Here is a 26,106-nt window from a genome sequence, read left to right as displayed (position 1 = left end):
CCATGTCCCTCAGCATCCCCGTGGACCGCACCCACAGTCCGGCCGCACCGCACGTCCTCGACAACCCCGCCTGGGCGGCGCTGACCGGTCCGCACGCCCGGTTCGCCGAGCGCGTCGGCCTGGCCGCCCGCTACCCCGTCGACGTCTCCCCGTTCACCGCGCTGTCCGACCCGGGCGATCCCCGGGCCTGGGACGACCTGGCCGCGCTGGCCGGGCCGGGTGCCGCCGTCGCGGTGACCGGCGCGCGGACGCCCCCGGACGGATGGGAACTCGTCGCGGGCGGCGAGGGGGTCCAGCTCGTCGACACCTCGCTGCGCGCCGAGCACGCACCGGATGCGGTACGCCTCGGCCTCGCCGACGTGCCCGAGATCCTGGACCTGATCGACCTGACCAAGCCGGGCCCCTTCCTCCCCAGGACCGTCGAACTCGGGGCCTACCTCGGCATCCGGGAGGGCGGCCGGCTGGTCGCGCTGGCCGGCGAACGGCTGCGGACGCCCGGATGGACCGAGATCAGCGCGGTGTGCACCCACCCGGACCGCCGCGGCCGAGGCCTGGCGACCCGCCTGGTGCGGGCCGTCGCCGCGGGGATCAGGGACCGCGGGGACACCCCGTTCCTGCACGCCGCGGCCGTCAACTCCGGTGCCATCCGGCTCTACGAGTCCCTCGGGTTCACCCTGCGACGCCGCACGACGTTCCTGCTGGTGCGGACCCCGGGCGTCCCGCGGGAACAGACGGGGTAGGAACGCTGTTGCGTTGGTGGGAGAGTTCTCGGCGGAGCGCAGCCCGCCGGATCGCGCGGAGAGCGGAGGTGAGGGTCGTGCCGACGGTGTCCCTCGTGCCCCGCGCGTCCTTCGCGGTCCTCGCTTCGCCCCGCCAGGTCCACCTGTACTCCCGGCCGCACATCGACCTGCAGCGCGTCGCCGGCTCTCTCTGTAGTTCCTGACCCCCGTTCCCGCCGCCGGCCCTCCGGACGAGGGTCGGTGAGACATGTGGTCGATCAGGAAGGCTCCCTCCGTGTCATCGGACTTCTCCTCGCCGTACCCCGCTTCCTCCCTCTCGCCCGACAACCCCCTGCATCTCGCCGTCGCCCTCGACGGCGCCGGCTGGCACCCGGCCGCCTGGCGTGAGCCCGAAGCCCGCCCCCGGGAACTGCTCACCGCCCGCTACTGGCAGGACGTCGTCACCGAGGCCGAGCGCGGACTGCTCGACTTCGTGACGATCGAGGACTCCCTCGGCCCGCAGTCCTCCCACTTCACCGAGCCCGACGCACGCACCGACCAGGTGCGCGGCCGCCTGGACGCCGTCCTGGTCGCCGCCCGCGTCGCCCCGGTGACCCGGCACATCGGCCTCGTGCCGACCGTGGTCACCACCCACACCGAGCCCTTCCACCTCTCCAAGGCCATCGCCACGCTCGACTACGTGAGCTCCGGCCGCGCCGGTCTGCGCGTCCAGGTCTCGGCGCGACCGAACGAGGCCGCGCACTTCGGCCGGCGGACGATCCCGGCTTTCGGGATCGACGACCTCGGCACCCCGGCCGTCGAAGAACTGGTCGCCGACCTGTTCGACGAGGCGGCCGACTACGTCGAGGTGGTGCGCCGCCTCTGGGACAGCTGGGAGGACGACGCGGAGATCCGCGACGTGGCCACCGGCCGCTTCATCGACAGCGACAAACTGCACTACATCGACTTCGAGGGCCGGCACTTCAGCGTCAAGGGCCCTTCCATCACCCCCCGGCCGCCCCAGGGCCAGCCCGTCGTCAGCGCTCTCGCCCACCGCACCGTGCCGTTCCGTCTCGTGGCGCGCTCGGCGGACATCGGATACGTGACCCCTCACGACGGCGACCAGGTCAGGGCCGTCGTCGCCGAGATCCGTGCCGAACAGGACGCGGCCGGCCGGGCGGGCGAGCTCCTGCACGTCTTCGGCGACCTCGTGGTCCTCCTCGACGACGATCCCGCCGCGGCGCGGGCCCGCCGGGAACGCCTGGACGGCCTGGCCGGATCCCCCTACACCAGCGACGCGAAGATCTTCACGGGCACTCCCGCCGAGCTGGCGGACCTCCTACTGGAGTGGCAACGCGCCGGGCTCACCGGCTACCGGCTGCGCCCCGCCGTGATCGGCCACGACCTTCCGGCGATCACCCGCGGCCTCGTTCCAGAACTGCAGCGCCGCGGGGCGTTCCGCGGCGCGTACGAGGCGGACACCCTGCGCGGCCTGCTCGGCCTTGCCCGTCCCGCCAACCGCTACGCCGCCGCGGCCACGACCGCGCACGCCTGAGCCGGAGGACCGTACGACATGAGCAAGCCGCTGAAGCAGATCCATCTGGCCGCCCATTTCCCCGGCGTCAACAACACCACCGTGTGGAGCGACCCGGAGGCCGGCAGCCACATCGAGTTCAGCTCCTTCACGCACTTCGCGCAGACCGCCGAACGGGCCAAGTTCGACTTCCTGTTCCTCGCCGAGGGGCTGCGCCTGCGCGAACAGGGCGGGAGGATCTACGACCTCGATGTGGTCGGCCGCCCCGACACCTTCACCGTCCTCACCGCGCTCGCGGCCGTCACCGAACGCCTCGGTCTGACGGGCACGATCAACTCCACCTTCAACGAGCCGTACGAGGTGGCACGGCAGTTCGCCAGCCTCGACCACCTGTCCGGCGGGCGCGCCGCCTGGAACGTCGTCACCTCCTGGGACGCCTTCACCGGCGAGAACTTCCGCCGGGGCGGCTTCCTCCCGCAGGACGAGCGCTACTCGCGCGCCAGGGAGTTCCTCGCCACCACCCGCGAGCTCTTCGACTCCTGGCACGGCGACGAGATCCTCGCCGACCATGCGACCGGCGCGTTCCTGAGCGACGCCAGGGCCGGTGCCTTCGTGCACAAGGGGCAGCACTTCGACATCCACGGGCAGTTCAACGTCCCCCGCAGCCCCCAGGGGCGCCCCGTGATCTTCCAGGCCGGCGACTCGGAGGAGGGCCGCGAGTTCGCCGCCGCCGACGCGGACGCGATCTTCAGCCGGTACAGCACGCTGAAGGAAGGCCAGGCCTTCTACCAGGACGTGAAGCGCCGCCTGGCCAAGTACGGCCGCGAGCCGGAGCAGTTGCTGATCCTGCCCGCCGCGACCTTCGTGCTCGGCGACACCGACGCCGAGGCGAAGGAGATCGCCCACGAGGTGCGACGCCGGCAGGTCAGCGGGGCCACCGCGATCAAGCACCTGGAATTCGTCTGGAACCGCGACCTGTCCGGCTACGACCCCGACGGCCCGCTGCCGGACATCGACCCGGACCTCGGCGAGCACACCGTCGCCCGCGGGCGCGCCCAGGTCCGCATGTACCGCGACCCGCTGGCCACCGTGCGGGAATGGCGGGAACTGGCCGCCGCCAACAAGTGGTCGATCCGCGACCTGGTCATCGAGACCGGCAACCGTCAGTCCTTCGTGGGCTCCCCGGCCACGGTCGCCACGACCATCAACGCCTTCGTGCAGGCGGACGCCTCCGACGGCTTCATCCTCGTCCCGCACATCACCCCGGGCGGCCTGGACGCCTTCGCCGACACCGTCGTCCCCCTGTTGCAGGAGCAGGGCGTGTTCCGTACCGACTACGAGGGCACCACGCTCCGCGACCACCTCGGTCTCGCGCACCCCGACGCCCCTCCGGCCGAGCGGGCGGCGTCATGAGGTTCCTGGCCATCACCCTGATCGTGCACGCCCCGGACCCGGTGACGGGGGTGGTCAAGCCGACCAGCGCCCGGTTCCGCGAGGTCCTGGACAACGCGCTGCTCGCCGAGGAGCTGGGCTTCGACGGGTTCGGTGTGGGGGAGCGGCACGAGCGCCCGTTCATCTCCTCCTCACCGCCGGTCGTCCTCAGCCACATCGCCGCGCTGACCTCGCGGATCCGGCTCTTCACCGCCGTGACCACGCTCAGCCTGCTGGACCCGGTGCGGGCGTTCGAGGACTACGCGACGCTGGACCACCTGTCCGGGGGCCGTCTGGAGCTGATCATCGGCAAGGGGAACGGCACGGCGCAGCGCGACCTGTTCCACGTGACCCCCGAGGACCAGTGGGACCGCAACGCCGAGGGATATGAGGTCTTCCGCCGACTGTGGCGGGAGGAGAGGGTGACCGCCGACACGCGCTTCCGTCCGCCGCTGAAGGACGCGGAGGTCTGGCCGAGGCCGCTGCAGCAGCCGATCCGGGTCTGGCACGGCAGCGCCACCAGCAAGGAGTCGGTGGACCTCGCCGCCCGGTACGGGGACCCCCTGTTCTCCGCGAACGTCACCCACCCGATCGAGCCGTACGCGGAGCTGATCCGCCACTACCGCGAACGCTGGGAGCACCACGGCCACGACCCCGCGGACATCGCGGTGGGTGCCGGGACGGCCGGCCTGTACGTCGCGCGTACCTCCCAGGAGGCGCTCAGCGGCTACCGGCCCGTGTTCGAGGGGCACCTGGCGTTCCAGAAGCGGCTCGGCCTCGAGCCCGTCTTCCCGACGCTGGAGGACTTCGTGGCGCGCAGCTCGGCGCTGGTCGGCAGCCCGCAGCAGGTCATCGACAAGGTGCACCGCTACCACGAGGAGTTCGGCCACACGGTCCTGCACATCCACGCCGACGCGAGCGGCCTGAGCGGCGACCGGCACCGCGACTCGCTGGAACTCTTCCAGTCCGGCGTCGCCCCGGTGCTGCGGCGCGACATTCCCGACCCGCCGTTCCCCTGGGGCCCCGCCCCGTCCTCGTCCGAACCCGCCCGCCCGTCGCCCGCGCACCGTTGAGGAGAAAGCCCACCGTGTCCCGCACACCGCTAGGGGTCCTCGACCTCGTCCACATATCCTCCGGCTCCACCGCCGCGAAGGCCCTGCGCAACAGCATCGACCTCGCCCGGAGAGCCGAGGAATTCGGCTACGCCCGCTACTGGTTCGCCGAGCACCACCTGAACCCCGGTGTCGCGGGCACCTCACCCGCCGTGGTCCTGGCCCTCACGGCGGCCGCGACCTCCACGATCCGGCTCGGCTCGGGAGCCGTGCAACTCGGCCACCGTACGGCCCTGTCCACCGTGGAGGAGTTCGGTCTCATCGACGCCCTGCACCCCGGGCGCCTCGACCTGGGACTGGGCCGCTCCGGCGGCCGGCCGCCGGCGAGCCCGCAGAGCGCGGTGCCCACCACGACACCGGTCGTCGACGGACGCACGCCGAACGGCCTGCGGATCCCGCCGAGGTTCTCGTTCGAGCATCTGCTCGGCTCACCCCGCATCGCGCTCCAGCGGCGGCTGCTCCAGCAGCCCGACGCCCGGTCCCAGGACTACGGGGAGCAGATCGACGACATCCTGGCGCTGCTGCGCGGCACGTACCGTTCCCCGGACGGCATCGAGGCACATGCCGTGCCCGGCGAGGGCGCCGACCTCCAGGTGTGGATCCTCGGCAGCAGCGGCGGCCAGAGCGCCGAGGTCGCCGGCCGCAACGGGCTGCGCTTCGCCGCGAACTACCACGTCAGCCCGGGCACCGTGCTGGAGGCCGCCGACGGTTACCGCGCCGCCTTCCAGCCGTCCGAGGTGCTGGACAAGCCGTACGTGAGCGTCTCCGCCGACGTGGTCGTCGCCGAGGACGACGCGACCGCCCGCGAGCTCGCCACCGGGTACGGCCTCTGGGTCCGCAGCATCCGCACCGCCGAGGGCGCCATCGAATTCCCCACCCCCGAACAGGCCCGCGCGCACACCTGGACGGAGGAGGACCGCGCCCTGGTGGCCGACCGGCTGGAGACCCGGTTCGTCGGCACCCCGGGGCGCGTCGCCGACCAGCTCGAACACCTCCAGGAGGCCACCGGCGCCGACGAGTTGATCGTCACCACCATCACCCACGGCCACGACGACCGGGTGCGTTCCTTCCGGCTCCTGGCCGAGGAGTGGCATCGCCGCTGAACGGGGCACGCCGTGTCAGCGGCCGGTCGAGTTGCCGAGGCGTTCGAGCAGGAGCCCCTCGCGGGTGGACCAGGGGCAGATCGTCACGCTGTGCGCATCGCACGCCTCCATCAGGGCCTCGGCCACCAGCGCCCCGGCCAGGGACTGCTCGGCGCGGTGCGCGGAGATGCCGGGGAGTTTGTCGCGGCTTTCCGGGGGCACGGCGGCCAGCAGGTCGAGGGCGTCCCGCAGCGCGGGCAGGGTCAGCCGCTCGGGCGTGCGCGTGGGCTTGTCGCGGGTCGCGGCGGCGAGCCGGGCGAGCTGGGTGAAGGTCTTGGAGCAGGCCAGGATCCGGCCGTCCGGCTCGGCGCGGGGCAGCCCGGACACCGCGCTCAGGGACCGGCGCAGTTGCTTGCGGACCTCGGCCAGGTGCTTCTTGGAAGAAGCGGTGCCGCCGGGCAGATGCCTTCGGGTGACGGCGCGGGCGCCCAGCGGCAGCGAGTGCACCGTGCGGGGACGGGCGCCGCTGCCGGAGGCGATCTCCACGGTGCCGCCGCCGATGTCCAGCACGAGAAGCGGACCGTCGGCGGGGGCCGCCCAGCGGCGGGCCGCCGCATAGGCGAGCCGGGCCTCCTCCTCGCCGGACAGCACCCGCAGGCGCACGCCGGTGCTGTCCGCGACCCGTTCGATGACGTCGTCGCAGTTGGGCGCGTCCCGGATGACGGAGGTGGCGAACGCGAAGACCTCGGGCAGCCGGAGCCTGGGGTGTGCGGCGACCACCTCGGCCACGGCCTCCTGCACGGTCCTGACGCCCGACCTGCGCAACCGGCCCTCCGGGCCGAGGCTCTGGTGCAGTCCCAACCGCACCTTGCGGGAGAGCACCGGCTCCAGCTCGCTGTCCTCCGACCGTCGCACCACCGTCAACAGGGCGCTGTGGCAGCCGACATCGAGGACCGCCGCCTGCCGCTTCCCACGATCTTCCCGCACCACGAGCCTTTCCGTTCCCGGGTCAGGACCGTTCACCCCGGCCCCTGCCCGGGGCGGTTGCCAGGGGCGGTGACCTGCGCATCGGGGCACCGCGTAGCCATCATGTCACCGCCGGTGCCCCCCTCGGGCCACCACGGCCCTTCGCTACGCGTTTGTGTCGCCCGGCGCGCGGATGTTGACGCCACCCTGCCGCGTCGCCGAGGTGGTGGGAACCGGTCGCGCGGGCGGGCCGTCGCCCGTTCCCTCCTGCTCGGAGGGATGCCCGCCTTACCATGGTCCGGGGCCGAGGCGCGCACGGTGGGGGCGGAAGATGAAGCGCATGGTCGGGAGAGCTGCGGCAGCGGCGTACGTGGCGCTGATCGGGTGCCTTGCCGTGGCGGGGGCCGTCCAGGAACGAGCGGTCTACTACCTGGTGGCGGTCGCTCTGGCCCTGCCCTCGGGTGCCGTGGCGCTGCCGGCGATGTACGGAGGCTATGCGGCGATTTCGGCGATCGGCGCGCTCTGGCTGCCCGTTGCCGGGCCGGACGGCGAGGAAGCCGCTTGGTTGAGCGTCGGGAGCGCGGTGCTGAACGTGGTGGTTCTGACGGCTGCCGCGATCGTCAACGTCGTGCTCGCCGAACGGGTGTTGCGCAGGCAGCGGCTGCTCCGCCGCTGACGTTGCCGATCGGCGTGCGGAGGAAACGCGCTCCCGGGATGTCGGCGTCGCCGCCCATCAGCCGCGAGGACCCGCAAGGTGACCGACGCAGCTGGTTCGCCCCGTCCGCCGGGCGGGACGCGTCGTCAGAGGGAACCTGGTGGGAATCCGGGACTGCTCCGCAGGCGACGAATGGGAATGACCGCCGTCATACGCACTGGGCCCGGTCACCCCGGCCGGCCCGCGGACACGCGAAAGGGCCCGCGGACGGACGGTGCCGCGGGCCCTGTTCGACCGGTGGTGGCTCAGTTGGCCGCCGGTACCGCACGGCCGGACGCGGACGGAGCGGGACGGGGCGACAGCAGCCGGTGGGCCAGTTCGCCGAAGAGGAGTCCGAAGCCGCCCCACAGCGTGACCTGGATGGCCAGGGCGGACAGTCGGAACCGCCACAGCAGGGCGGCCGGGAAGTCCGCCGGCACCTCGTTGACGACCGGCAGGAAGGCGTAGGCCAGCCCGACGGCGACGACGAACGCCGCGACCGCGACCACGGTGGCGTACCAGTTGCCCACACGGGGCGCGAGGCGCTTGCCGAGGATCACGGCGCCGATCGCCAGCAGGACGCTGAGCACCATCATCAGGAAGTACAAGGTGGTGCGCTTGCCGATGGTGTCGGGGTCGCCCACCGACGGCGGATTGGCCGGGTACTTGAGGAACGGAACGACGTACACCGCCAGCAGCGCGCAGCCCGACAGCAGGAGCGCGGTCGCGCGCACCGAGAAGCGGCCGACGCGGCCGAGCGCGAAGCAGTAGGCCAGTGCGGCGATCCCGCCGAAGGCGACGCCGTAGAGGAGGACGCCGGTGGCCAGGCCGGCGGTGGACTGGAGGTGGCGGCTGACGAGTTCGACCTCGTGCTCGTGCGCCGGGGCGTGCGCCTCCTCGAAGCCGATGGCGTCGTCGACGCCGGGCTCACCGAGGAAGTAGGCGACGAGCAGGGCGAACACGCCCGCGGCGAGGCCCGCGAGCATGCCGCGGACGAGGAGGTTCCTCACGGTTGCCGAGTTCATGGGGGTACGGAGTCCTCGTCAGTGGCAGGGGAAGCCGAGCAGGTGACGGGCGTCGTGCACCCACTCGTGGACGTCCGCGCCGTTGACCACGGAGGTGGCGCCCTGCTCGGCGCCGACGAAGTACAGGAGGATCAGCATGAGGACGCCGATGAAGACCGCCCAGGGGGCTATGTCCTTCAGCGGCAGCTTGACCGGGATGACGGGGGTGGTGACTGGCGGCTGGGCGACAGGCTGCGCCATGGCAGGTCCTCCTCGGGAGTTCGCGTCCCATCTCGGTGGTGCACAGGACGGCGGCTGCGGGTCTGACTCACCGGGCGTCCCGCATCTGGGGGCTGCCTGGTTCACAGTGGCGCGACCGTGCCGGGTTCTCACCGGCTTCCGCCATGCCGTCGTCGTATCCGCCAAACCGTATCGCGCCGCGCGTCCGCGGCCAAGACCGCACCGTCTGCGGGGAGTCGCCGTCAGCGCGCCGGGCCCGATGTGCACGTCACCGCGGGACCGCGGTCACTTGCCCCGGCGGATCCGGGCGGCCTCGCGCGCCGCGGCCATCTGGCGGGCCTCGGCCGCCTTGCGCGACTCCCGCCCGGGCCGCGAGCCCAGGCCGCGGAACGGGGCACCGCCACGCGCCGGAGCGCTCACGGGCGCGGCGCCGGCGACGGGGACCCCGGACGGGGCCTGAGCCCCGGTGATCCGGCTCAGCGCCGCCTCACCGGAGCGCACCTGGGTGATCGTGGGGCGGATGCCCGCGTCGGACATGAGCCGCGTCACGGCCCCGCGCTGGTGGGAGGTGACCAGGGTCACCACCGTGCCGGACCGGCCGGCCCGCGCGGTCCGCCCGCCGCGGTGCAGGTAGTCCTTGGCGTCGGCGGGGGGATCGACGTTCACCACGAGGTCCAGGTCGTCGATGTGGATGCCGCGGGCGGCGACGTCGGTCGCCACCAGGGTCGTCACCTCGCCGGCCTTGAACCGGGCGAGGGTCCGGGTGCGCTGCGGCTGGGACTTTCCGCTGTGCAGCCCCGCCGCCGGCACCCCGGACCCCTCCAGGTGCCGGGTGAACTGGTCGACCGCGTGCTTGGTGTCCAGGAACATGATCACTCGGCCGTCCCGGGCGGCGATCTCCGTGGCGGCGGCGAACTTGTCGGCGGCGTGGACGTACAGCACGTGGTGTTCCATGGCCACGACGGCCGCGGCCGCGGGGTCGACGGAGTGGACCACCGGATCGGTCAGGTAGCGGTCGACCAGGGCATCGATGTTCCGGTCCAGGGTCGCGGAGAACAGCATCCGCTGGCCACCGGGGCGCACCTGGTCCAGGAGCTCGGTCACCTGCGGCATGAAGCCCAGGTCGGCCATCTGGTCGGCCTCGTCGAGCACCGTGATCCGCACGTGGTCCAGATGGCAGTCACGGCGCGCGACGAGGTCGCTCAGCCGCCCGGGCGTGGCGACCACGACCTCCGCCCCGGCCCGGATCGCCCCGACCTGCCGGCCGATCGACAGCCCGCCGACCACGGTCGCGAGCCTGAGGTCCAGCGACCGGGCGTACGGGGTGAGGGCCTCCGTGACCTGCTGGGCCAGCTCCCGCGTGGGCACCAGGACCAGGGCCCTGGGCCGCTTGGGCTCGGCCCGTTGCCCGGCGGTACGGGCCAGCAGCGCCAGGCCGAAGGCCAGGGTCTTGCCGGAGCCGGTGCGCCCCCGGCCCAGGACGTCCCGGCCGGCCAGCGCGTTCGGCAGCGTGGCCGCCTGGATGGGGAACGGCTCGTCCACTCCGAGCTCGGTCAGGGTCCTCAACAGGGGCGACGGCAGCTCCAGCTCCGCGAACGCCGCGACCGGCGGGAGGCCGGGGGTGACCGTCCGGGGTGCCGCGAATTCGCCCTGTGGTGCCGTGGGGCGGCCCCTGCCGCCCGAGCGGTGGTCGTTACGGGGCGAACGGTTCATGCGGAACCTTCCTCGACGGGGCTTCGCATCGAGGGATTCCCGGTGGAGCGGTGCGGCCGGAAAGTCGCCAGAACGAGCCGAAGACTGGACAGTGATCAGCAGCGGGCGGTCCCGCACCTTCGGCGCGGGTCCCAGGTGCGTCGTGCGTGCCGGCGCCGGGCGCCGACGCCCGGGCGACGGCGCTGCTCCCCGCGAGTTTACCCGCTGGGTCCGATTCGCCGGGCGGGCCGGCGTGAGCCGTGTGACGTGGGCCGCCGCGCCCGCTCCCGCCGCCGCGGGCGGGCGGCCGCCCGCGCAGGCAGGGCCTCCCGGGTGCTCGATGGTCCCCGACGACCCCGAGCTGCACGAGAGGCCCTGCTGTCACGCGTGTCCGACGGAAACTGCCTTTGCGTCAGGAGGGCAGCGTCCACTGCTGGTTGGTGGAGCCGGCACAGGTCCAGATCTGCAGCCGGGTGCCGTTGGCCGAGCTCGGCCCGGTGGCGTCGAGGCACTTGCCGGACTGCGGGTTGACCAGCGTGCTGCCGGACTTCTGCCAGACCTGTGAGCCGGTTCCGTTGCAGTCGTACAGGTCCACCTTGGTGCCGTTGGCGGTGCCGGCGGCGACGACGTCCATGCACTTGCCGAGCGCCCGCAGGGTGCCGTCGCTGCCGACGGTCCACTTCTGGGCGTCGGTGCCGTTGCAGTCGTAGAGCTGGACCGCGGTGCCGTTGGTGCTGGCCGCGCCGGCGATGTCCACGCACTTGCCCGAGTACCCGGAGCGGATCGGCCCCGTGCCGCCCGGGGGCGTGGTGGTACCGCCGACCCAGGTGGTGGCCGCGGACGCCCCGACGTTGTCGATGGCGGTGTTGCTCTCGATCGGGCTGGCCACCTTGCCCGGGAAGACGATGAACGTGACCGGGCCCTCGGTGCCGCCGGTGGCGGGGTTGGGGTCGATGCCGAGCGCGGTGGCCAGCGCGTAAGAGCCCTCGCCGATGATGTTGTCCGGGCCCTCGTCGGCGAAGGTGGCGTACACCACGTTGCCGTTGTAGACCACGGCCGCCACGCTGCCCGGGGAGATGCCTGCGGACTGGTAGTTGAAGCGGCTGCTCGGCAGCGGGATGACGTAGTAGTGCGTCGTCTCGGAGGTGAAGGGCTGTCCGGTGGAGGTCTCGAAGGACGTCTGCGGCTGGTACCAGGGGTCGGTGGCGGCATTGCAGTGCGTCGTACCCACGCCGTCGCAGTCGATGTCCATGTCCGACGTCCAGGTGTACGCGGAACCGTTCTTGCAGATCTGCACGGTCGCCGCTTCGCCGTCGTCGGTCGCGTATTTGCCGTTCGAGGCCGGTGTACAGCTCTGCGCCTTGGCCAGCAGCTGAGCCGCGGTCGGCCCCGCGGCCGCCGCGGCCTGCGTGGCTCCGGCGGCATTCGATGTGGTCGCGCCGATGCCGACCGTCGCGGTCAGCGTGGCGGCGGCGACGCCGAGGGCAGCGAGGCCCAGGCGAAAGCGAGTACGCGTCATGGGTCACCTCTTCCGATCGTTGGAGAACGTCCGAACGTGTGGGACAGGGGTGGCCACCGGATTGAAAGGAAACCTTACTGACGCATACCTGTCAATGCCTGGAACCTGTGCGTCCGCGGCATGGGGATCCGTGCCACTGAGACGTGTCAACGGGGCGGGGGGCCTGGGCGATTGCCCTTCGGTAGCCTCACTAGATGAACCTATTCTTACGGATAAATGAATGATTGCCGTACGAGGATGGAACGGGGGCGTCGTAGTGGGGGCGCGAGGGGGCCGGGCCGCGTGGTGCGGTCAGGGGCGGTGGCGCGGGGGTCCCGATGGGGCCGGCAGAGCAAGCGCGCGGGGCGGCGAGGTGGGTCACGGCGCGCGTCGCGCCGACGGTGCGAGGGCGGCAGGAAGGGTGCTTCCCGTCCGGGGCGGTTCCGGTGAGTGGCGCCGCTGCCGGGCGGTCGAGCGTGTCACAGGTCGCCGGGGCGTCAGGGGCAGCGTGGTGGACGACGCGCCGGCGCGGGCGTGGCGGCGTTCCGCTTCCGGCGCACACGGCGACCTGCGCCGGTTCCGGAGGTCCCCGTGACCAGGATTCTCGTCGTCGAGGACGATCGGGCGATCAGCCAAGCCCTGTGCCTCGTGTTGCGCTCGGAGGGATACGAAGTCGCCGTCGCGGACACCGGCCCCGACGCGCTGAGTCAGTTCGGCAGCGACGGCGCCGATATGGTCCTGCTGGACTGGATTCTCCCGGAATTGCCGGGACTCGAGGTCTGCCGCAGACTCCGTCAGACGTCGAATGTGCCAGTGATCATGGTCACCGCCAAGGACAGTGAGATCGACAAGGTGGTGGCACTGGAAATGGGCGCGGACGACTACGTGACCAAGCCGTTCTCCAGCCGGGAACTCATCGCCCGCATCCGTGCGGTGCTGCGCGGCCGAGGCAGTCTGGAGCAGGTCCCCTTGAACATACTCGAGGCGGGGCCCGTCCGGATGGACGTCGAAGAGCACCTCACCCTGGTCAACGGAAAGGAGGTCTACTTTCCGTTGAAGGAATTCGAGCTGCTGCGTTTTCTGTTGCAGAACGTCGGTCGGGTTCTCACCAAGCAGCAGATCCTGGACCAGGTGTGGGGTGCGGACCATTTCGGCGACGGCAAGACCGTCGACGTGCACATGCGGCGCCTGCGCATCAAGATCGAGTCGGACCCGGGAAGGCCGCGTCATCTCCTCACCGTGCGAGGGGTCGGCTACAAGTTCCAGAGATGAACTCCCTCTCGTGCGAGGTGTCGTGCCGTGTGACGCCTCACACGATGCGGTAGCCGACGCCGGGGATGGTGGCCACCGGCCGCCCGCAGAGCGTGCGGCGCGGCCGTCCGACGGTCACCGTCACCGTGTCGGTGACGGGATCGGCGTTCTCGTCCCGGACGAGCAGCGCCTCGGCGCTCTCCGGGCCGCCCGGCCCCCAAGGACGGGCTCCGGCAGCGGCGTGGTCACCCGCGACGACGTCCTCCAGGCCGACGTCGACCTGACCGGCGTCCGGGTGCTCGACCTCGTGGTCGGCGACGGCGGCTACAACGACCGCGCCGACTGGGCCGGCCTGAACGCCACCTGCTGAACCGCCTCGGCCGCGCCCGGGCGACACCTCACCCGGGCGCGCCCGCCGGGCTGCGCAGTCCGCGGGACACCGTGGCGCGGCTGCTGCGGCTGTCACAGCGTCATGGCAGGGTGGGGGCATGTGCGGCCGCTACGTCTCGACTCGACGTCCCGAAGACCTGGTCCAGCAGTTCCGGGTCACCGAGTGGAACCCCGAAGCCCTGGTGGCGCCGAGCTGGAACGTCGCGCCGACCGATGACGTGTGGGCCGTCCTGGAAGGCGTCGACCGGGCGACCGGCGCGCTGGAGCGGCAGTTGCGGCCGCTGCGGTGGGGGCTGGTGCCGTCGTGGGCGAAGAGCCTGAGCGTGGGCTCAAAGATGATCAACGCCCGGGTGGAGACGGTGCACGAGAAGCCCGCCTACCGCCGGGCCTTCGCCAAGCGCCGCTGCCTGCTGCCCGCCGACGGCTTCTACGAGTGGCAGGCCGTCGCGGCGACCGAGGAGAGCAAGGCCCACAAGCAGCCGTACTTCATCAGCCCCGAAGGCGGCCACGGGCAGGGCATGGCCTTCGCCGGGCTGTACGAGTTCTGGCGCGACCGCGAGGTCGTCGGCGATGACGAGCCGGGCGCGTGGTGGACGACGTGCACGATCATCACCACGGAGGCCACCGACGCCGCCGGCCGCGTCCACCCGCGGATGCCGCTGACCATCGGCGCCGCCGACTACGACGCCTGGCTCGACCCCGAGCACCAGGACCTCGACGAACTCCGCGCCCTCCTCACCGCCCCCGCCGAAGGCCACCTGGTCACCCGCCCTGTGTCCACCGCCGTCAACAGTGTCCGCAACAACGGCCCCCACCTGCTGGACCCCGCTTCGTCATAGCTGGACGGGCAGGTGGCGGGGCCCGCGGAGCATGGCGTTCTGCCGGTAGGGGGGCGGGTCCTCGACCAGGTGGGCGGAGCCCAGGTGGGGGAGCAGAGCGGCCAGCGCGGCCTCGGCCTCGATGCGCGCCAGGGGTGCGCCGTAGCACAGGTGGATGCCGCTGCCGAAGCCGAAGTGCTCGTTGTCCGGGCGCGTCGGGTCGAACCGGTCGGGCTCGTGGAACCGCTTGGGGTCCCGGCTGCCCGAAGCCAGCGCCAGGATGACGGACGTGCCGCGGGGGATCCTCGTGCCGGCGACGTCGAGATCGGCGAGCGGGATCCGCTCGCGCATGTGGACCGGTGGCTCGTAGCGCAACAGCTCCTCCACCGCCCGCGGCAGCAGCCCGGGTTCGCGGCGCAGGAGGTCCAGCTGGTCGGGCCGGCGCAGCAGGGTGAGGACGCCGTTGGTGATCAGGTTCACCGTGGTCTCGTGTCCGGCGATGAACAACAGCACGGTGGTCTCCGCCAGTTCCTCGGTGGTGAGCCGCAGTGCGGGGTCGGGTTCGCTCACGAAGCCGGAGAGCATGTCCCCGGTGGGGTTGTCGCGGCGCTGCTCGGCGAGGCCGATCAGATACGCGCCCATCTCCTGCCGGGCCCGGCGGCCCGTCCGGTCCCGCTCGGCGGTGTCACCCCCGGGACCGATGTCGGCGGACGCGACGATCGCGTCGGTCCAGGTCTGGAGCAGCGGCTCGTCCTCGTGCGGAACGCCGAGCAGACGGCAGATCACCGTGACGGGCAGCGGGTAGGCGAAGTCGTCGACGAGATCGATCCGCCGGCCCGGCCGGAAGGCCTCCGCCAGCTCCTCGGTGAGCCGGGCGATGTCGCCGCGCAGGGCGTCGATCCGGTCCGGGCTGTGCGGCGGGCCGAACGGCCGCATGGCCGAGTCGCGCAGCCTCTGGTGTTCGGGGTCGTCGAGCCGCAGGAACGGCGGTTTCCGTGTCTCCTCGGGCGCGGACGGGGTGAGGCGGGAGCGCGGATCGGCGCTCATCCGGGGGTCGTGGAGCAGAGCGGCGATCTCGTGGTAGCCGCCGACGAGGTAACTGCCGTCCGCCTGCCGCACCACAGGGCCGGCCTCGCGCAGTTCCGCGTACAGCGGGAAGGGGTCGGGGCGGTTCGCGTAGTCGGTGATCCGTGCCAGCAGTGTGGCGGAGTCCATGATGGCCCCTCGTGGTCGGACGGGACGTGGGTCAGCCGGTGGGTGCCACCACTGTCAGCCGGCGATCGGGCAGATGACCGGTGAGCGTGACCGTGGGGCCGTGGGACAGCCCCTTCGGGTCCGGTACGTCGGACGGGATCGGGACGTCGGCGGCGAGCGCGCGGTCCGCGGCGCCGGGCGGGGGCGGGAACGCGGCGGCCGTCTCGATCAGGTGCCGGTAGTAGTCGAGCGACTTGGCCATGTCGACCGTGACCGCGGCGGTGACCCGCCCCCGGTAGCCGTAGACCACCGCCAGACGGCGCGCCTCCAAGGACCCCTGGGCGATGACGATGTGGTCGGAGTACATCGGCACGCCCACCGACTTGATGTTGAGCCCGAACTGGGTCGACCAGAACGTCGGGACGGCGAGGTGCGGGCGCCGCAGCGGGCCCGGGCAGACCATGTTGTGGGCGGCGATCCCGGCCTGCTCGACCGCGTTGCCCCAGTGCTCCAAGGAGAGCATCTGGTACCCGAACAGCGGGTGGGGGAAGCGGGAGACGTCTCCCGCCACGAAGACGTCGTCGGTGACGATGCCGTACCTGGTGAAGGCCCGGCACCCGGCGTCGCAGGCGATGCCGCGCGGGCCGGCCGCCAGCCCCGACTCCGCCAGCCATTCGACGTTGCGGACGGCCCCCAGCGCCACGACGCACACGTCCGCGTCGACACGGCTGCCGTCGGACAGGTCCGCACCGGTGAACCGGCCGTCTCCGTCCCCGTGCAGGGCGGTGACCGTCACTCCGCAGCGCAGGTCCACACCGTGGTTGCGGTGCATGACGGCCGCGAGCTTCGCCAGCGTCCCGCCGAGCGCGCCCACCAGGGGCGCGACGCCGCGTTCGGCGACCGTCACGTCCAGTCCGCGTTCCCGGCAGGCCGAGGCGATCTCCGAACCGGTGAAGCCGCCGCCGATCACCAGCACCCGTTCCGGTCCGGCGGCCAGCCGCTCGGCCAGCGCCCCCGCGTCCTCGCGGGTACGCAGGGTGCACACCCCGTCCAGGGACGCCTCCTCGGGGTTCGGCCAGGGCCGGGCCCGGGTCCCGGTGGCGATCAGCAGCCGGTCGTACGGCAGGGAGTCGCCGTCGGCCAGCAGCACCCGTTTCCCGAGGGGGTCCAGGCCGGTGGCGCGCACGCCCAGCCGCCAGTCGGCGTCCGGGTCCCGGCGCATCGGCAGCCCGGTACTGTCCGCCGCTGCTCTCCCCAGCAGCACCTGCTTGGACAGCGGCGGCCGGTCGTAGGGCGGACACGGTTCGTCCCCCACCACGGTCAGTGAGCCGGTGAAGCCCTCCTCGCGCAGCGCCTCCGCGGCCCTCAGCCCGGCGAGCGACGCGCCGACGACGACGATCCGGCCGTCCTCCTGCGGCTCACCGGGCACCGGCGCCCACCCCCTCGCCCGTGAGGATGGCCTGGACCGGGCACGCGGCCGCGGCCTGGCGCACGCGTTCGGCCTGGTCGTCCGGGACGGCCGGGGAGTACAGCAAGCCCTCTTCCCCGTGCAGCTCGAACACCTTCGGCGCGAGGAACACGCACTGCGCGTAGCCCTGGCAGCGCGTGAGGTCCACCACCATCTGCATGGCCCGTCACTCCCTGAGTCGTACCGGGCCCCCCTTCTTTTCTACGCCCGTGCCGGATCCGGCGCGCGCCGCACGCCTGTGGCGACAGGTGATCGAGCGGGCACCCTTCGTGTTCCCCGGCATTCGTCGGCGGCTACGCGGGGATCGCGCTCGGGGCCGGGCTCACGCAGTCGCCGGAAGAACGTCCGGATCTCGCCCACCAGCAGTGGCCACCGCGGTCGAAGCTCGTCCACCGCACGGTGGTGTTCGTCCGCTCCGCGATGTGCGCAGAGGGACGAAGGTGTGGCGCGGGAAGTCGGCCTGGGCGGTCGGCGCCGTGGACGGTTCGGGCGGCGTGCCGTGCCGGTCAGCCAGGACAGCATCAGGTCGCGGTCGACGGCGTCCTCCGGACGGTCCCGCGAGTCGGTCCACTCCTCGAACCTCTCCGCGATCCAGGCCAATTGGCCGACCGGCGCCTCGGCGAGGGCGTACGGCGCCGGCGTCTGCGGCCGGGTCGACTGGATGTCCGCGTACCCCTGACGTTCCGGCTCCACGCCCGGAGCCCTTCGTCGGAGGCTGCCGTGCGCTCGCGCTCCCGCGGGCTCAGCCGCTGTCGGCAACCGCGTTTGCGGCCCACGGCACCGTACCTGCACATCACCTTCCGCCCGGGCGGCCGTTCCCGCCGGGGCCTTCGTCGCCGGCGGCCGCTGCACCGGGTCGTGCCACAGGGCACCGGGCGTGATGGCTCGTTCGCACCGTGGGAGTCGGCCCGGCGTGTCCGGGCCCGCCCTGGCGGCGGCGGGCCCGGACGGTCGACCGGGCTACGGCAGGTCGATGCCGGTCACCAGGCCGTTCTGGTTGCCGACGACCAGGACGTCGCCCACGACCGCCGGAGTGCTGAAGCAGTACACCAGGCTGTGCTGCAGCCGGCCCTGCCGGGAGCCGTCGGCCAGGTTCACTCCGAGCAGCTTGCCGTCCGCCGACTGGGCCCAGGCCACGCCGTCGGCGATGACCACACCGGCGTTGAAGACGCGGACCGCCAGGTCGGTCTTCCAGCGCACCGTGCCGGTTGCCAGCTCGACCCGCGACATGACGCCGACCTCCGTCGTGAACAGCGCGGTGCCGTCGCCGAGGACGAGGGTCGGCGCGTACATGGCGCTGCCCGCCAGTTTCCAGCGCAGCGCGCCGGTGGCCGCGTCCAGGCCCCAGGAACTGGAGACCGAGCCGACGACCACGACGCCGTCGCCGACGGCGACAACGTTGTCCCAACCGCTGTACAGGGCGATGTGGTTCTCGGTGCCGGTGGCCATGGAGAACGACCACAGCGGGGCACCGGTCACCGCGTCGTGGGCGCGGGCCCAGCCGTCGTCCGCCGCGGTGTAGACGCGGAGGCCGTCGCTCGCGGCCCGGCCGGAGGAGAAACCGCGGCCGGGCACCGACCAGAGGGCGTTCCCGTTCGCGGCGTCCAGCGCGAACAGCGTGCGGCCGGCCGAGACGAACAGCCGCTCCTGGCCGGCGACCTCGGTCACCAGCGGAGCGCTCAGCACCGGCGCCCCGGCGTCGAAGGCCCACTTCTGGCGGCCGTCGGCGGCGTCGAGGGCGTAGAGCCGGTGGTCCGCGGACGGGACGAAGACCGTACGGGAGCCGGCGTCGACCGCGGGCAGGCGGTAGACCGGTCCGATCCGCGTGTGCCACACGCGGTCCGCGGAGGAGCGGTGGCGGGGACGCAGGGCGACCACGTCGCCGCTGCTGGACGCGATGACGGCGGTCTGCCCGTCGCCCGAGCCGACCGTGGCGATGCCGCCCTGGACCGAACCGGGCAGCTGGTACTCCCAGCGGGGCTTCGGGTCGGCGGCGCCGCGCGCCACCTCGAACAGGGCGGTGTCCTCCCACCAGGTGCCGTCGGCCGCGGTGACCTGCAGGCGAAGGCGCTGCGTTCCGGGGACCACGGAGGAGACGTCGACGCCGCCCTCCCATCGCCGGTCCGAACCCGCCTCGGGGGCAAGGGGCTTCCAGACCGGGGTGGCGGCACCGCCGAAGACCGACTGCGGGTAGAGGTCCACGGCGACCTGGACCGGGGCGGCGTTGCCGTCCAGCCGGACGGAGACCGGCAGCACACCGTCGGCGACCGTGCCGAGGCGGACGCCGCGCGGGCGCTGCGGGCGGCCGAGGCCGTCGCCGGCCAGCGGCATGTCCGCGACCGGCACCTCGGTCTCGGTCCCGTCGGCGGCCACGTTGACCCGGCTGACCCGCAGCACGGGCGTGCCGTCGGAGGCGACGGTGCGCTCCACCCAGTAGTAGAGGGCGCCGTTGCGGACCGCGTTGAGACCGATCTGGGTGAGGCCGTTGAACCGGCTCACGACCTCCTTGTGGATGTGGCCGGCGAAGATGCCGCGGACGTCGTAGTCGGCCAGGAGGTCCAGGACGGCCGGCTGGTCGTCGACGTAGTAGAAGGTGTTGCCCATCGGGAAGTGCTGGAAGAGCACCGCGGGCGTTCCCGGGCGCAGGCCCTCGAGGTCGGCCTCCAGCCACTCCAGGCCGCCGGGGCCGAAGTGCCCGGGCTCCTGGAGCACCTGGGTGGGGTCGAAGCCGATGAAGTGCACGCCACCGGCGTCGAACGAGTAGGGCCCCGGGCCGAAGTGGGAGTGGTACTGCTCCTTGGCGGACGGGTCCCACCGCACGTCGTGGTTGCCGGGCGAGTAGTGCATCCGGCCGTGGAGGGCGGCGGGCAGTACCTCGGCGTACCGGTCGAACTCGTCGGGACGGCCGGTGTCGGTGATGTCGCCGCAGTGCAGCACGAGGTCCGGGGTGCGGGCGGCTATCGAGGCCCACACCTGGGTCAGGTACACGGTCGACTGCGGTGTGTCGACGTTCACGTGTGTGTCCGTCACCAGCGCGAAGCGCAGGGGCGCGTCCGGCTGGACGGCCGGTGCGGCGTTCGCCGGGGCGGCGCCCAGCAGGGAGGCGAGTCCGGCCGAGGCGAGCGTGCCCCCGGCGAGACCGAGGAACCCGCGGCGGCCGACGCCGGCGTGGTGGCAGGCGTCGTGCGTGGAGCCGGACGACTCAGGCAGATCAGACATGTAAGTCCCGAGGGTGCGAGGCGTCTACGCGCCAAGGTGCAAGATCGGAGACACGCTGGTCCGTCCTGGCAACACCGCACTTGATGTAAATGGTCCTTACAAGGAACATCGGATGTCCTGACGTCCGCACCGGTCCGGCCGATTGCCGCGACGGGGCGGGCATCAGGGGGCGACGAAGCCGCCGCCCCCGGTGCTCCCGGACCCCGCCCGGACCGCCGCGGACGTCAGGACAGGCAGCCCACGTGCGCGAGGGCCTGCTTGAGCAGGACGCCCTGACCGCCCGGCATCTCCTGCTGCAGGTGGGGCGACGACGCCTCCTGGGGAGTGAACCAGACCAGGTCGAGAGCGTCCTGCCGCGGGTGGCAGTCGCCCACCACCGGGACCACGTAGGCCAGCGAGACCGCGTGCTGCCGGGGGTCGTGAAAGTGGGTCACCCCGTGCGTCGGGAAGTACTCGGCGATGGTGAAAGGCTGCGGGGAGGCCGGGATGCGGGGCAGCGCCATCGGCCCGAGGTCCTTCTCCAGATGGCGGATGAGCGCCTCACGGACGCGCTCGTGGTGGAGGACCCGGCCGGAGACGAGGGCGCGGCTGACGGTCCCGTCCGGTCCGATGCGCAGCAGGAGACCGACGTGCGTGACTTCTCCGCTGTCGTCGACCCGGACGGGCACGGCGTCGACGTACAGGATCGGCATACGTGCGCGGGTCAGCTCCAGATCCTCGGGAGACAACCAGCCGGGCGTGGTTTCGGTCTTGTCGGCCATCGGGTGATCGTACGTGGAGAACCGGCCGATCGGGGAGACCGTCGGCGTGCCGCGGTGCCCCGTGTACTGGCTGCTCGCGTCAGGTGCGTCCCCACGCCGGACGGGCGGTTCCCCGGGCCTGTCCCCGGTCGCCGCTCACCGGGGAGGGGCGAACGGATCCCCACTGGGCGACGGCGGGCCGCTCCGCCACACCGGCGGGGGCGGGGCGGGAGCCCAGTGCGGCCCTCTGTGGTCCAGCCACCATCTGCCGATGGTGGCGAGCTTCTCGTCGAAGGCACGGTCCCAGCTGAGGAATCCGGTGAGCGGTGCCCGCAGGCGCGTACGCCGGCCGCCCGCCTCCTGGATGACGACGAACCGGGCGCCGAGGACCGACTCGGTCCCGATCGCCTGCACGTCGGCCCAGGCGATGGTCCGGCGGGTCAGGTTGTGCACAACGGCCCCGGACGGGGTGAGGGTGACGCCGAACGGGTGCGAGGCGATCAGCACGACCAACGGCAGCACGACCGCGCCCGATGCCGCACCTGCCGGCCCCCCGTTCCACCAGAACCAGAGGTGCGACAGTGCGTCGACCAGGGCCACGGGCAGGACCGGCAGGACGCGCTGGAGCGCCGTCGACCGGTAGCGGATGCGCTCCGCAGGCACCGCCTCGTCCCGCAAGCGTCCCATCGGCACAACCCCCGCCTGCTCGCTGCGCGGCCGCGACCGCGCATGATCGTCCCGGTAGTGTGACGAGCCCCTCCCCGCGGTGTCCATGCCCGCGGGCCGCCGATCACGACAGCTGTGACACCCCGGGTACCGCTCCGCGGAGCGGTACCCGGGGTGTGTGCCGCCGCCGAGTCGGGCTCCGGCGGCGGTCACTGGCGTGCCGTCAGTGGTACTGCCCGACCTGGTAGTCGCCCGCGGGCTGCTGGGTGATGACGTTGCCGCGGTTGAAGGCGTTGATGACGGCGATCTGGGTGACCAAGGCGGCGAGTTCGTCCTCGTCGTAGTGCTTGGCGGCGTTGGCCCACACCTCGTCCGGGACGCCGCCGGCCGCGTCGGCGATGCGGGTGCCCTGCTCGGTGAGCTCCAGCGCGGCGCGCTCGGCGTCGGTGAAGACCGTGGCTTCGCGCCAGACCGCGACCAGGTTGAGGCGTACGGCGCTCTCGCCCGCCGCCGCCGCGTCCTTGGTGTGCATGTCGATGCATCCGGCGCAGCCGTTGATCTGGCTGGCGCGGATGTTCACCAGTTCGCGCGTCGCGGCGGGCAGGGTCGACTCGGCGAGCGCCTGGCCCGCGGCGATGAGGTGCTTGATGGCCTTGGCCGCGACCGGGCTGGCCATGACGTTCAACCGTGCTTCCATGGTGCACTCCTGTGTCGTTGCTGGCGGTTACGTCTCTTGGACGGACCGGCCCGGCACGTTGTGACACGGACGCGTGTGATGCGCGTCTCAGCACGAGGCGGCGGCCGGCGGACGCGGCGGCCGACGGCGGGTCAGGGCAGGAAGTCGGCGAGAAGTCGGGCGAACTCCTCCTCGGTGAGCACCTTGACGTCCAGTTCCCTGGCCTTGGCGAGCTTCGAGCCGGCCTTCTCCCCGGCGACGAGCAGCGTGGTCTTCCGGGAGACGGTGCCCGACGCCGTACCGCCGGCCGCGATGATCACCTCGCTCACCTCGGTCCGGTTCTTTCCGGCGAGTGCCCCCGTCATCCCCCCGGTGACCACCACGGTCTCACCCGTCAGGGGGCCTCCCGCCACGACCGGGGCGGGCGGCTCGGTCATGGTGACACCGGCGGCGACGAGCTTGTCGACGACCGGACCGAGTGCGGCGATGTGCGCGGCGATCTTCGGCGCGTTGGCGGCCGGAAGCTTCGGCACCCTGGCCAGCGTGTCGGCGTCCGCGGCGCGTATCGCCTCCATTGTGCCGAAGTACCGAGCGATCTCACGGGAGAGCGTGCGGCCGGTGCGGACCACTCCGAGCGCGCAGAAGACGCGGCTGAGGGGCTTGGCCTTGGCCGCCTCGATCTGGGCCAGCACGGTGTCGGCACGCTTCTCGCTCCTGGTCGCCTCGACCAGTTGCCCGCGGCTGAGGGTGAACAGGTCGCCGACGTCGGCGACGGCGCCGCTGTCGGCCAGGGCCTCGATGAAGGTGGTGCCGAGACCGTCGATGTCGAGCTGGTCGCGGCCCACGGCGTACCGCAGAGCGGCGAGCAGCCCGCAGCCCCCGCCCGTGCCGCCGGCGCATTCCCAGCGCTCGCCGGAGGCGTCGATGTCGCCGCCGCACTTCGGGCACGCCTCGGGCAGCTCGATCGGCGTCTCCGCGCCCGTGCGGAGGTCCACCACCGGGGCCTCGACGCGCGGGATGATGTCTCCCGCCTTGAAGACGCTGACGGTGTCGCCGATCATCAGCCCGCTGTCGCGGATGAACCGGGGATTGTGCAGCGTGGCGTAGCGGACGACGCTGCCGTCCACCTCCACGGGTTCGAGCTCGGCACGCGGCGCGATGATGCCGGTGCGGCCGACGTTCCACTCGACGGCCAGCAGCTTCGTCCGGCGCTCCATGGCCGGGAGCTTGTACGCCGTGGCCCAGTGGGGGTGGCGCGTGGCGAGACCGGCCTTGTCCTGCTCGGCGACGGCGTTGGCCTTGACGACGACGCCGTCGATACCGAACGGCAGCTCGGCACGCAGGGCGGCGATCTGCTCGACGCGGCGCCGCACCTCTTCCAGCGTCCCGCACACCTGGAGCCCCACCGGCGTCGCGGACGTGGTCTGCACCCCCGCCGCCTCCACCGCGGCCATCATCGCCTCGTGCGTGTCACCTGCCAGGCCGACCACACCGTAGGCGTAGAAGGTCGTCTCGATCACATACGGACGGTCCTTCGCGCGAAGTGTCCCGGCGGTGCCGTTGCGCGGGTTGGAGAAGACCTTCGCGCCGTGCGCCTGGCGGAGGGCATTGGCCCTGTCGAACTGCGCCCGTGTGAGCAGGACTTCGCCGCGCACTTCGATCGACAGCGGCGAGGTGAGCCGTGCGGGCAGACCCACGACGGAGCCGATCGCATGGGAGATGTCCTCGCCGTGCGTTCCGTCGCCACGGGTGACCAGCCGCGTCAGCCGCCCGTCCACGTAGCGCGCGGCGATGGCCGCCCCGTCGAGCTTGGGTTCGGTGACGTAGCCGCCCTGCACCGGGCCGCCGAGCCGGCGTTCCACGGAGGCGCCCCACTTGACGAGGTCCTCGGCGCTGAAGACGTTGTCCAGGGAGAGCATGGGCACCACATGTGCGACATCGCCGGTGGGGGCCGCCCCGCCGCCCACCTTGCCCGTGGGGGAGTCCGCCCGCAGATGGTCCGGGTGCTCCAGCTCGTAGGCGCGGATCCCGGCCGCCAGCAGGTCGTAGGCCGCGTCGTCGAGAGGGCTGGTCCCGTCACGGTAGTAGGCGGCGCACGCCCCCAGGGCGGTGTCCACGGCGGAGTCGTAGTCGTCGCGGGAGGCCGGCGGTGCGGCGATCACTGTCGTCATGCGCCGCATCATGTCGCGGGGGTCTGACACTCGGTCCGTGTGCGGGAGGTGAGCGGCGGCGCGGGTGGGCGGGGTGAGACGGACGGAGTGCCGTGAGGCGTGTCAAGCGCATACAGGTACCGCGCCGTTCACACCCTGGACATCGGCGACGACCTGCGCCGATGCCGTCCGGTGCGATCCTGCGCCGTGGGCGGGCACGTGCGTTTCAACGCGCGCACAGGTGCGCATGATCCCGGTCGGTCCGGCACCACCTCCGTGATGGCTCGAGCAACGGCGAGGAACCCATGAACCCGAGCGACGCTGACCGTGCCGAACAGGTCGTCGCCGAGCGCGACGCCGAAACCGCGGCCGAGGCCAGACCGCTGCTCGACGCCCCGCAGACAGCCGCTGCGGGAGTGGCGATGTGGATCTTCGTTGTCGGCCCGCCGCTCGCCCTGCTCGCCGCGGTGCCGTTCGTGTGGGGATGGGGCCTGTCCACGCTGGACCTCGGCATGGCGGTGGTCGCCTACCTGGTGTCCGGCTTCGGCCTCACGGTCGGCTACCACCGTCTCTTCACGCACCGCTCGTTCAAGGCGCGGCGCGGCCTGCGGATCGCCCTGGCCGTCGCGGGGTCGCTGGGGGTCGAGGGCTCGCCGGTCCAGTGGGTGGCGAACCACCGTCGCCACCACGCCTTCGCCGACCGCGAGGGCGACCCGCACTCGCCCTGGCGCTACGGCTCCGACACCCGCGCTCTCCTCAAGGGGCTTCTGCACGCCCACATCGGCTGGATGCTGAAGCGTGAGCTGAGCAACCGCGCGAGGTTCGCGCCCGACATCGCCGCCGATCCCGACCTGCGGGTCGTCGGCCGGCTCTTCGGGCTGCTGACCGCCGTCTCGCTCCTGGTCCCGGCACTCGTCGGCGGGCTCGTCACCGGCACCTGGACCGGTGCGCTGACCGGGTTCTTCTGGGCCGGTGTGATCCGGATGGCGCTGCTGCACCACGTCACATGGTCGGTGAACTCGGTCTGCCACGTCGCGGGCAACCGCCCCTTCATCAGCCGGGACAAGGCCACCAACTTCTGGCCGCTCGCCCTGCTGTCCTTCGGTGAGAGCTGGCACAACTCGCACCACGCCGATCCCACGGGCGCCCGCCACGGCGTTCTGCCGGGCCAGATCGACCCGTCGGCACGCCTCATCCGGATGTTCGAGAAGCTGGGCTGGGTGCACGACGTGCGCTGGCCGAGGCCGGACCGGGTGAACGCCCGGTTGCTGTCCGGACCGGCCGGCTCGCACGAGCCCGCGGCCTGACGCGATCACGCGTCGCGTGCCCCCGGCAGCCGGATTCCGGGCCACCGGGAGGCATTGACGTTCCATCAGAGGAACGGGCGTTTGACGACGCTCGGGCGCTGCGGGTGTGCCGTACTCGTTGCCGCCGCCCCGGGGCAACCCAGCGTGCGTGGCCTAGATGATCGATTCCAAGGGTTCGGCCACGAGATAAGGCGAGGGTGTCCACTCTCAGTGTGTGACGACCGAGATAGACACCCTCGCGACTGCACTCTACGT

The 26,106-nt window shown here is 72.4% G+C and carries 24 protein-coding genes, 2 pseudogenes and 1 riboswitch; of the genes and pseudogenes, 11 read left to right on the top strand and 15 right to left on the bottom strand.

Features of this window, described 5'->3' with window-relative positions; genetic code table 11:
* The first annotated feature begins 2 nt into the window (after window positions 1-2).
* From PV364_RS00125 to PV364_RS00105, 6 genes are all read left to right on the top strand, one after another.
* Window positions 3-740, top strand: coding sequence for a GNAT family N-acetyltransferase (locus tag PV364_RS00125; protein WP_319657442.1), 738 nt, complete (start codon window positions 3-5; stop codon window positions 738-740).
* Window positions 741-808: 68 nt separating this feature from the next.
* Window positions 809-943: a putative leader peptide gene (locus tag PV364_RS41180; RefSeq protein WP_401973586.1), complete on the top strand. Its 135-nt coding sequence runs from the start codon at window positions 809-811 to the stop codon at window positions 941-943.
* Window positions 944-987: 44 nt separating this feature from the next.
* Entirely contained in the window at window positions 988-2,274 is a 1,287-nt protein-coding gene (locus PV364_RS00120; RefSeq protein WP_415924511.1) for an LLM class flavin-dependent oxidoreductase, read from the top strand.
* Window positions 2,275-2,292: 18 nt separating this feature from the next.
* Window positions 2,293-3,666 carry an NtaA/DmoA family FMN-dependent monooxygenase gene (locus tag PV364_RS00115; protein ID WP_319657440.1) on the top strand — a complete coding sequence of 458 codons (1,374 nt, stop codon included), beginning with the start codon at window positions 2,293-2,295 and terminating at the stop codon, window positions 3,664-3,666.
* Complete coding sequence (locus PV364_RS00110) at window positions 3,663-4,757, top strand: LLM class flavin-dependent oxidoreductase (RefSeq protein WP_319657439.1); 1,095 nt, start codon at window positions 3,663-3,665, stop codon at window positions 4,755-4,757. The genes PV364_RS00115 and PV364_RS00110 overlap by 4 nt, the downstream gene beginning before the upstream one ends.
* Before the next feature lie 14 nt (window positions 4,758-4,771).
* Window positions 4,772-5,899 (top strand): LLM class flavin-dependent oxidoreductase, encoded by a 1,128-nt coding sequence (locus PV364_RS00105; RefSeq protein ID WP_319657437.1) that lies wholly within the window; start codon window positions 4,772-4,774, stop codon window positions 5,897-5,899.
* 15 nt (window positions 5,900-5,914) lie between these two features.
* On the opposite strand, the gene PV364_RS00100 is transcribed toward PV364_RS00105, so the two are convergent.
* Window positions 5,915-6,868, bottom strand: a complete 954-nt coding sequence (locus PV364_RS00100; protein ID WP_319657436.1) for a hypothetical protein — start codon at window positions 6,866-6,868, stop codon at window positions 5,915-5,917.
* A gap of 307 nt (window positions 6,869-7,175) precedes the next feature.
* Here PV364_RS00100 and PV364_RS00095 point away from each other — a divergent pair, with 307 nt between their 5' ends.
* Entirely contained in the window at window positions 7,176-7,520 is a 345-nt protein-coding gene (locus PV364_RS00095; RefSeq protein ID WP_319657435.1) for a hypothetical protein, read from the top strand.
* Between the two features lie 284 nt (window positions 7,521-7,804).
* On the opposite strand, the gene PV364_RS00090 is transcribed toward PV364_RS00095, so the two are convergent.
* From PV364_RS00090 to PV364_RS00075, 4 genes are all read right to left on the bottom strand, one after another.
* Complete coding sequence (locus PV364_RS00090) at window positions 7,805-8,563, bottom strand: CbtA family protein (RefSeq protein ID WP_319657434.1); 759 nt, start codon at window positions 8,561-8,563, stop codon at window positions 7,805-7,807.
* A gap of 18 nt (window positions 8,564-8,581) precedes the next feature.
* Window positions 8,582-8,803: a CbtB domain-containing protein gene (locus PV364_RS00085; protein ID WP_319657433.1), complete on the bottom strand. Its 222-nt coding sequence runs from the start codon at window positions 8,801-8,803 to the stop codon at window positions 8,582-8,584.
* Window positions 8,804-8,863: 60 nt separating this feature from the next.
* A riboswitch (cobalamin riboswitch) is annotated at window positions 8,864-8,943 on the bottom strand.
* Window positions 8,944-9,067: 124 nt separating this feature from the next.
* Window positions 9,068-10,495, bottom strand: a complete 1,428-nt coding sequence (locus PV364_RS00080; RefSeq protein ID WP_319657432.1) for a DEAD/DEAH box helicase — start codon at window positions 10,493-10,495, stop codon at window positions 9,068-9,070.
* A gap of 391 nt (window positions 10,496-10,886) precedes the next feature.
* On the bottom strand, window positions 10,887-11,993 hold the full coding sequence (locus PV364_RS00075; protein WP_319657431.1) for a ricin-type beta-trefoil lectin domain protein: 1,107 nt from the start codon (window positions 11,991-11,993) through the stop codon (window positions 10,887-10,889).
* Window positions 11,994-12,563: 570 nt separating this feature from the next.
* Between PV364_RS00075 and PV364_RS00070 the strand changes: the two genes are divergently transcribed.
* Window positions 12,564-13,244, top strand: coding sequence for a response regulator transcription factor (locus tag PV364_RS00070; RefSeq protein ID WP_319657430.1), 681 nt, complete (start codon window positions 12,564-12,566; stop codon window positions 13,242-13,244).
* Window positions 13,245-13,281: 37 nt separating this feature from the next.
* On the opposite strand, the pseudogene PV364_RS00065 reads toward PV364_RS00070, so the two are convergent.
* A pseudogene (locus PV364_RS00065) lies at window positions 13,282-13,434 on the bottom strand (response regulator transcription factor); the annotation flags it as partial.
* 30 nt (window positions 13,435-13,464) lie between these two features.
* Here PV364_RS00065 and PV364_RS00060 point away from each other — a divergent pair.
* Both PV364_RS00060 and PV364_RS00055 read left to right on the top strand, forming a co-directional pair.
* On the top strand, window positions 13,465-13,593 hold the full coding sequence (locus PV364_RS00060) for an NPCBM/NEW2 domain-containing protein (RefSeq protein ID WP_319657856.1): 129 nt from the start codon (window positions 13,465-13,467) through the stop codon (window positions 13,591-13,593).
* 118 nt (window positions 13,594-13,711) lie between these two features.
* Window positions 13,712-14,452, top strand: a complete 741-nt coding sequence (locus PV364_RS00055; RefSeq protein ID WP_319657429.1) for an SOS response-associated peptidase — start codon at window positions 13,712-13,714, stop codon at window positions 14,450-14,452.
* Here PV364_RS00055 and PV364_RS00050 read toward each other — a convergent pair.
* The 9 genes and pseudogenes from PV364_RS00050 to ligA all read right to left on the bottom strand — a co-directional run bounded on the left by PV364_RS00050 (window position 14,447) and on the right by ligA (window position 24,565).
* A complete protein-coding gene (locus tag PV364_RS00050) occupies window positions 14,447-15,646 on the bottom strand; it encodes a cytochrome P450 (RefSeq protein WP_319657428.1) in 1,200 nt (399 codons plus the stop codon). The two genes, PV364_RS00055 and PV364_RS00050, sit on opposite strands and share 6 nt — an antisense overlap.
* 31 nt (window positions 15,647-15,677) lie before the next feature.
* Complete coding sequence (locus tag PV364_RS00045; protein ID WP_319657427.1) at window positions 15,678-17,054, bottom strand: FAD/NAD(P)-binding oxidoreductase; 1,377 nt, start codon at window positions 17,052-17,054, stop codon at window positions 15,678-15,680.
* Window positions 17,044-17,253: a ferredoxin gene (locus tag PV364_RS00040; protein ID WP_319657426.1), complete on the bottom strand. Its 210-nt coding sequence runs from the start codon at window positions 17,251-17,253 to the stop codon at window positions 17,044-17,046. The genes PV364_RS00045 and PV364_RS00040 overlap by 11 nt, the downstream gene beginning before the upstream one ends.
* A gap of 41 nt (window positions 17,254-17,294) precedes the next feature.
* Window positions 17,295-17,839, bottom strand: a pseudogene (locus tag PV364_RS00035) (hypothetical protein); the annotation flags it as partial.
* A gap of 214 nt (window positions 17,840-18,053) precedes the next feature.
* The gene (locus tag PV364_RS00030) at window positions 18,054-20,312 is read right to left on the bottom strand and encodes a PQQ-binding-like beta-propeller repeat protein (protein WP_319657425.1); all 2,259 of its coding nucleotides are present in this window, start codon (window positions 20,310-20,312) and stop codon (window positions 18,054-18,056) included.
* Between the two features lie 224 nt (window positions 20,313-20,536).
* Entirely contained in the window at window positions 20,537-21,073 is a 537-nt protein-coding gene (locus tag PV364_RS00025) for an NUDIX hydrolase family protein (protein ID WP_319657424.1), read from the bottom strand.
* A gap of 135 nt (window positions 21,074-21,208) precedes the next feature.
* Window positions 21,209-21,739, bottom strand: a complete 531-nt coding sequence (locus PV364_RS00020; protein ID WP_319657423.1) for a hypothetical protein — start codon at window positions 21,737-21,739, stop codon at window positions 21,209-21,211.
* A gap of 202 nt (window positions 21,740-21,941) precedes the next feature.
* A complete protein-coding gene (locus PV364_RS00015) occupies window positions 21,942-22,415 on the bottom strand; it encodes a carboxymuconolactone decarboxylase family protein (protein ID WP_319657422.1) in 474 nt (157 codons plus the stop codon).
* Between the two features lie 131 nt (window positions 22,416-22,546).
* Window positions 22,547-24,565, bottom strand: coding sequence for an NAD-dependent DNA ligase LigA (gene ligA, locus PV364_RS00010; RefSeq protein WP_319657421.1), 2,019 nt, complete (start codon window positions 24,563-24,565; stop codon window positions 22,547-22,549).
* 284 nt (window positions 24,566-24,849) lie between these two features.
* Here ligA and PV364_RS00005 point away from each other — a divergent pair, with 284 nt between their 5' ends.
* Entirely contained in the window at window positions 24,850-25,851 is a 1,002-nt protein-coding gene (locus tag PV364_RS00005) for an acyl-CoA desaturase (protein WP_319657420.1), read from the top strand.
* Window positions 25,852-26,106: the final 255 nt, after the last annotated feature.

The organism is Streptomyces sp. MI02-7b, assembly GCF_033793585.1.
GTDB lineage: Bacteria > Actinomycetota > Actinomycetes > Streptomycetales > Streptomycetaceae > Actinacidiphila.
This window is presented reverse-complemented; position numbering and strand designations above follow the sequence as displayed.

Excerpts from the sequence above, each read along its gene's own strand:
- PV364_RS00110 (WP_319657439.1), top strand. The coding sequence starts at position 3,663 with ATGAGGTTCCTGGCCATCACCCTGATCGTGCACGCCCCGGACCCGGTG.
- PV364_RS00025 (WP_319657424.1), bottom strand. The coding sequence starts at position 21,073 with ATGGCCGACAAGACCGAAACCACGCCCGGCTGGTTGTCTCCCGAGGAT.
- ligA (WP_319657421.1), bottom strand. The coding sequence starts at position 24,565 with ATGACGACAGTGATCGCCGCACCGCCGGCCTCCCGCGACGACTACGAC.
- PV364_RS00040 (WP_319657426.1), bottom strand. The coding sequence starts at position 17,253 with ATGCAGATGGTGGTGGACCTCACGCGCTGCCAGGGCTACGCGCAGTGC.
- PV364_RS00005 (WP_319657420.1), top strand. The coding sequence starts at position 24,850 with ATGAACCCGAGCGACGCTGACCGTGCCGAACAGGTCGTCGCCGAGCGC.
- PV364_RS00085 (WP_319657433.1), bottom strand. The coding sequence starts at position 8,803 with ATGGCGCAGCCTGTCGCCCAGCCGCCAGTCACCACCCCCGTCATCCCG.
- PV364_RS00120 (WP_415924511.1), top strand. The coding sequence starts at position 988 with ATGTGGTCGATCAGGAAGGCTCCCTCCGTGTCATCGGACTTCTCCTCG.
- PV364_RS00055 (WP_319657429.1), top strand. The coding sequence starts at position 13,712 with ATGTGCGGCCGCTACGTCTCGACTCGACGTCCCGAAGACCTGGTCCAG.
- PV364_RS00115 (WP_319657440.1), top strand. The coding sequence starts at position 2,293 with ATGAGCAAGCCGCTGAAGCAGATCCATCTGGCCGCCCATTTCCCCGGC.
- PV364_RS00015 (WP_319657422.1), bottom strand. The coding sequence starts at position 22,415 with ATGGAAGCACGGTTGAACGTCATGGCCAGCCCGGTCGCGGCCAAGGCC.
- PV364_RS00020 (WP_319657423.1), bottom strand. The coding sequence starts at position 21,739 with ATGGGACGCTTGCGGGACGAGGCGGTGCCTGCGGAGCGCATCCGCTAC.
- PV364_RS00030 (WP_319657425.1), bottom strand. The coding sequence starts at position 20,312 with ATGTCTGATCTGCCTGAGTCGTCCGGCTCCACGCACGACGCCTGCCAC.
- PV364_RS00090 (WP_319657434.1), bottom strand. The coding sequence starts at position 8,563 with ATGAACTCGGCAACCGTGAGGAACCTCCTCGTCCGCGGCATGCTCGCG.
- PV364_RS00050 (WP_319657428.1), bottom strand. The coding sequence starts at position 15,646 with ATGGACTCCGCCACACTGCTGGCACGGATCACCGACTACGCGAACCGC.
- PV364_RS00125 (WP_319657442.1), top strand. The coding sequence starts at position 3 with ATGTCCCTCAGCATCCCCGTGGACCGCACCCACAGTCCGGCCGCACCG.
- PV364_RS00080 (WP_319657432.1), bottom strand. The coding sequence starts at position 10,495 with ATGAACCGTTCGCCCCGTAACGACCACCGCTCGGGCGGCAGGGGCCGC.
- PV364_RS00095 (WP_319657435.1), top strand. The coding sequence starts at position 7,176 with ATGAAGCGCATGGTCGGGAGAGCTGCGGCAGCGGCGTACGTGGCGCTG.
- PV364_RS00075 (WP_319657431.1), bottom strand. The coding sequence starts at position 11,993 with ATGACGCGTACTCGCTTTCGCCTGGGCCTCGCTGCCCTCGGCGTCGCC.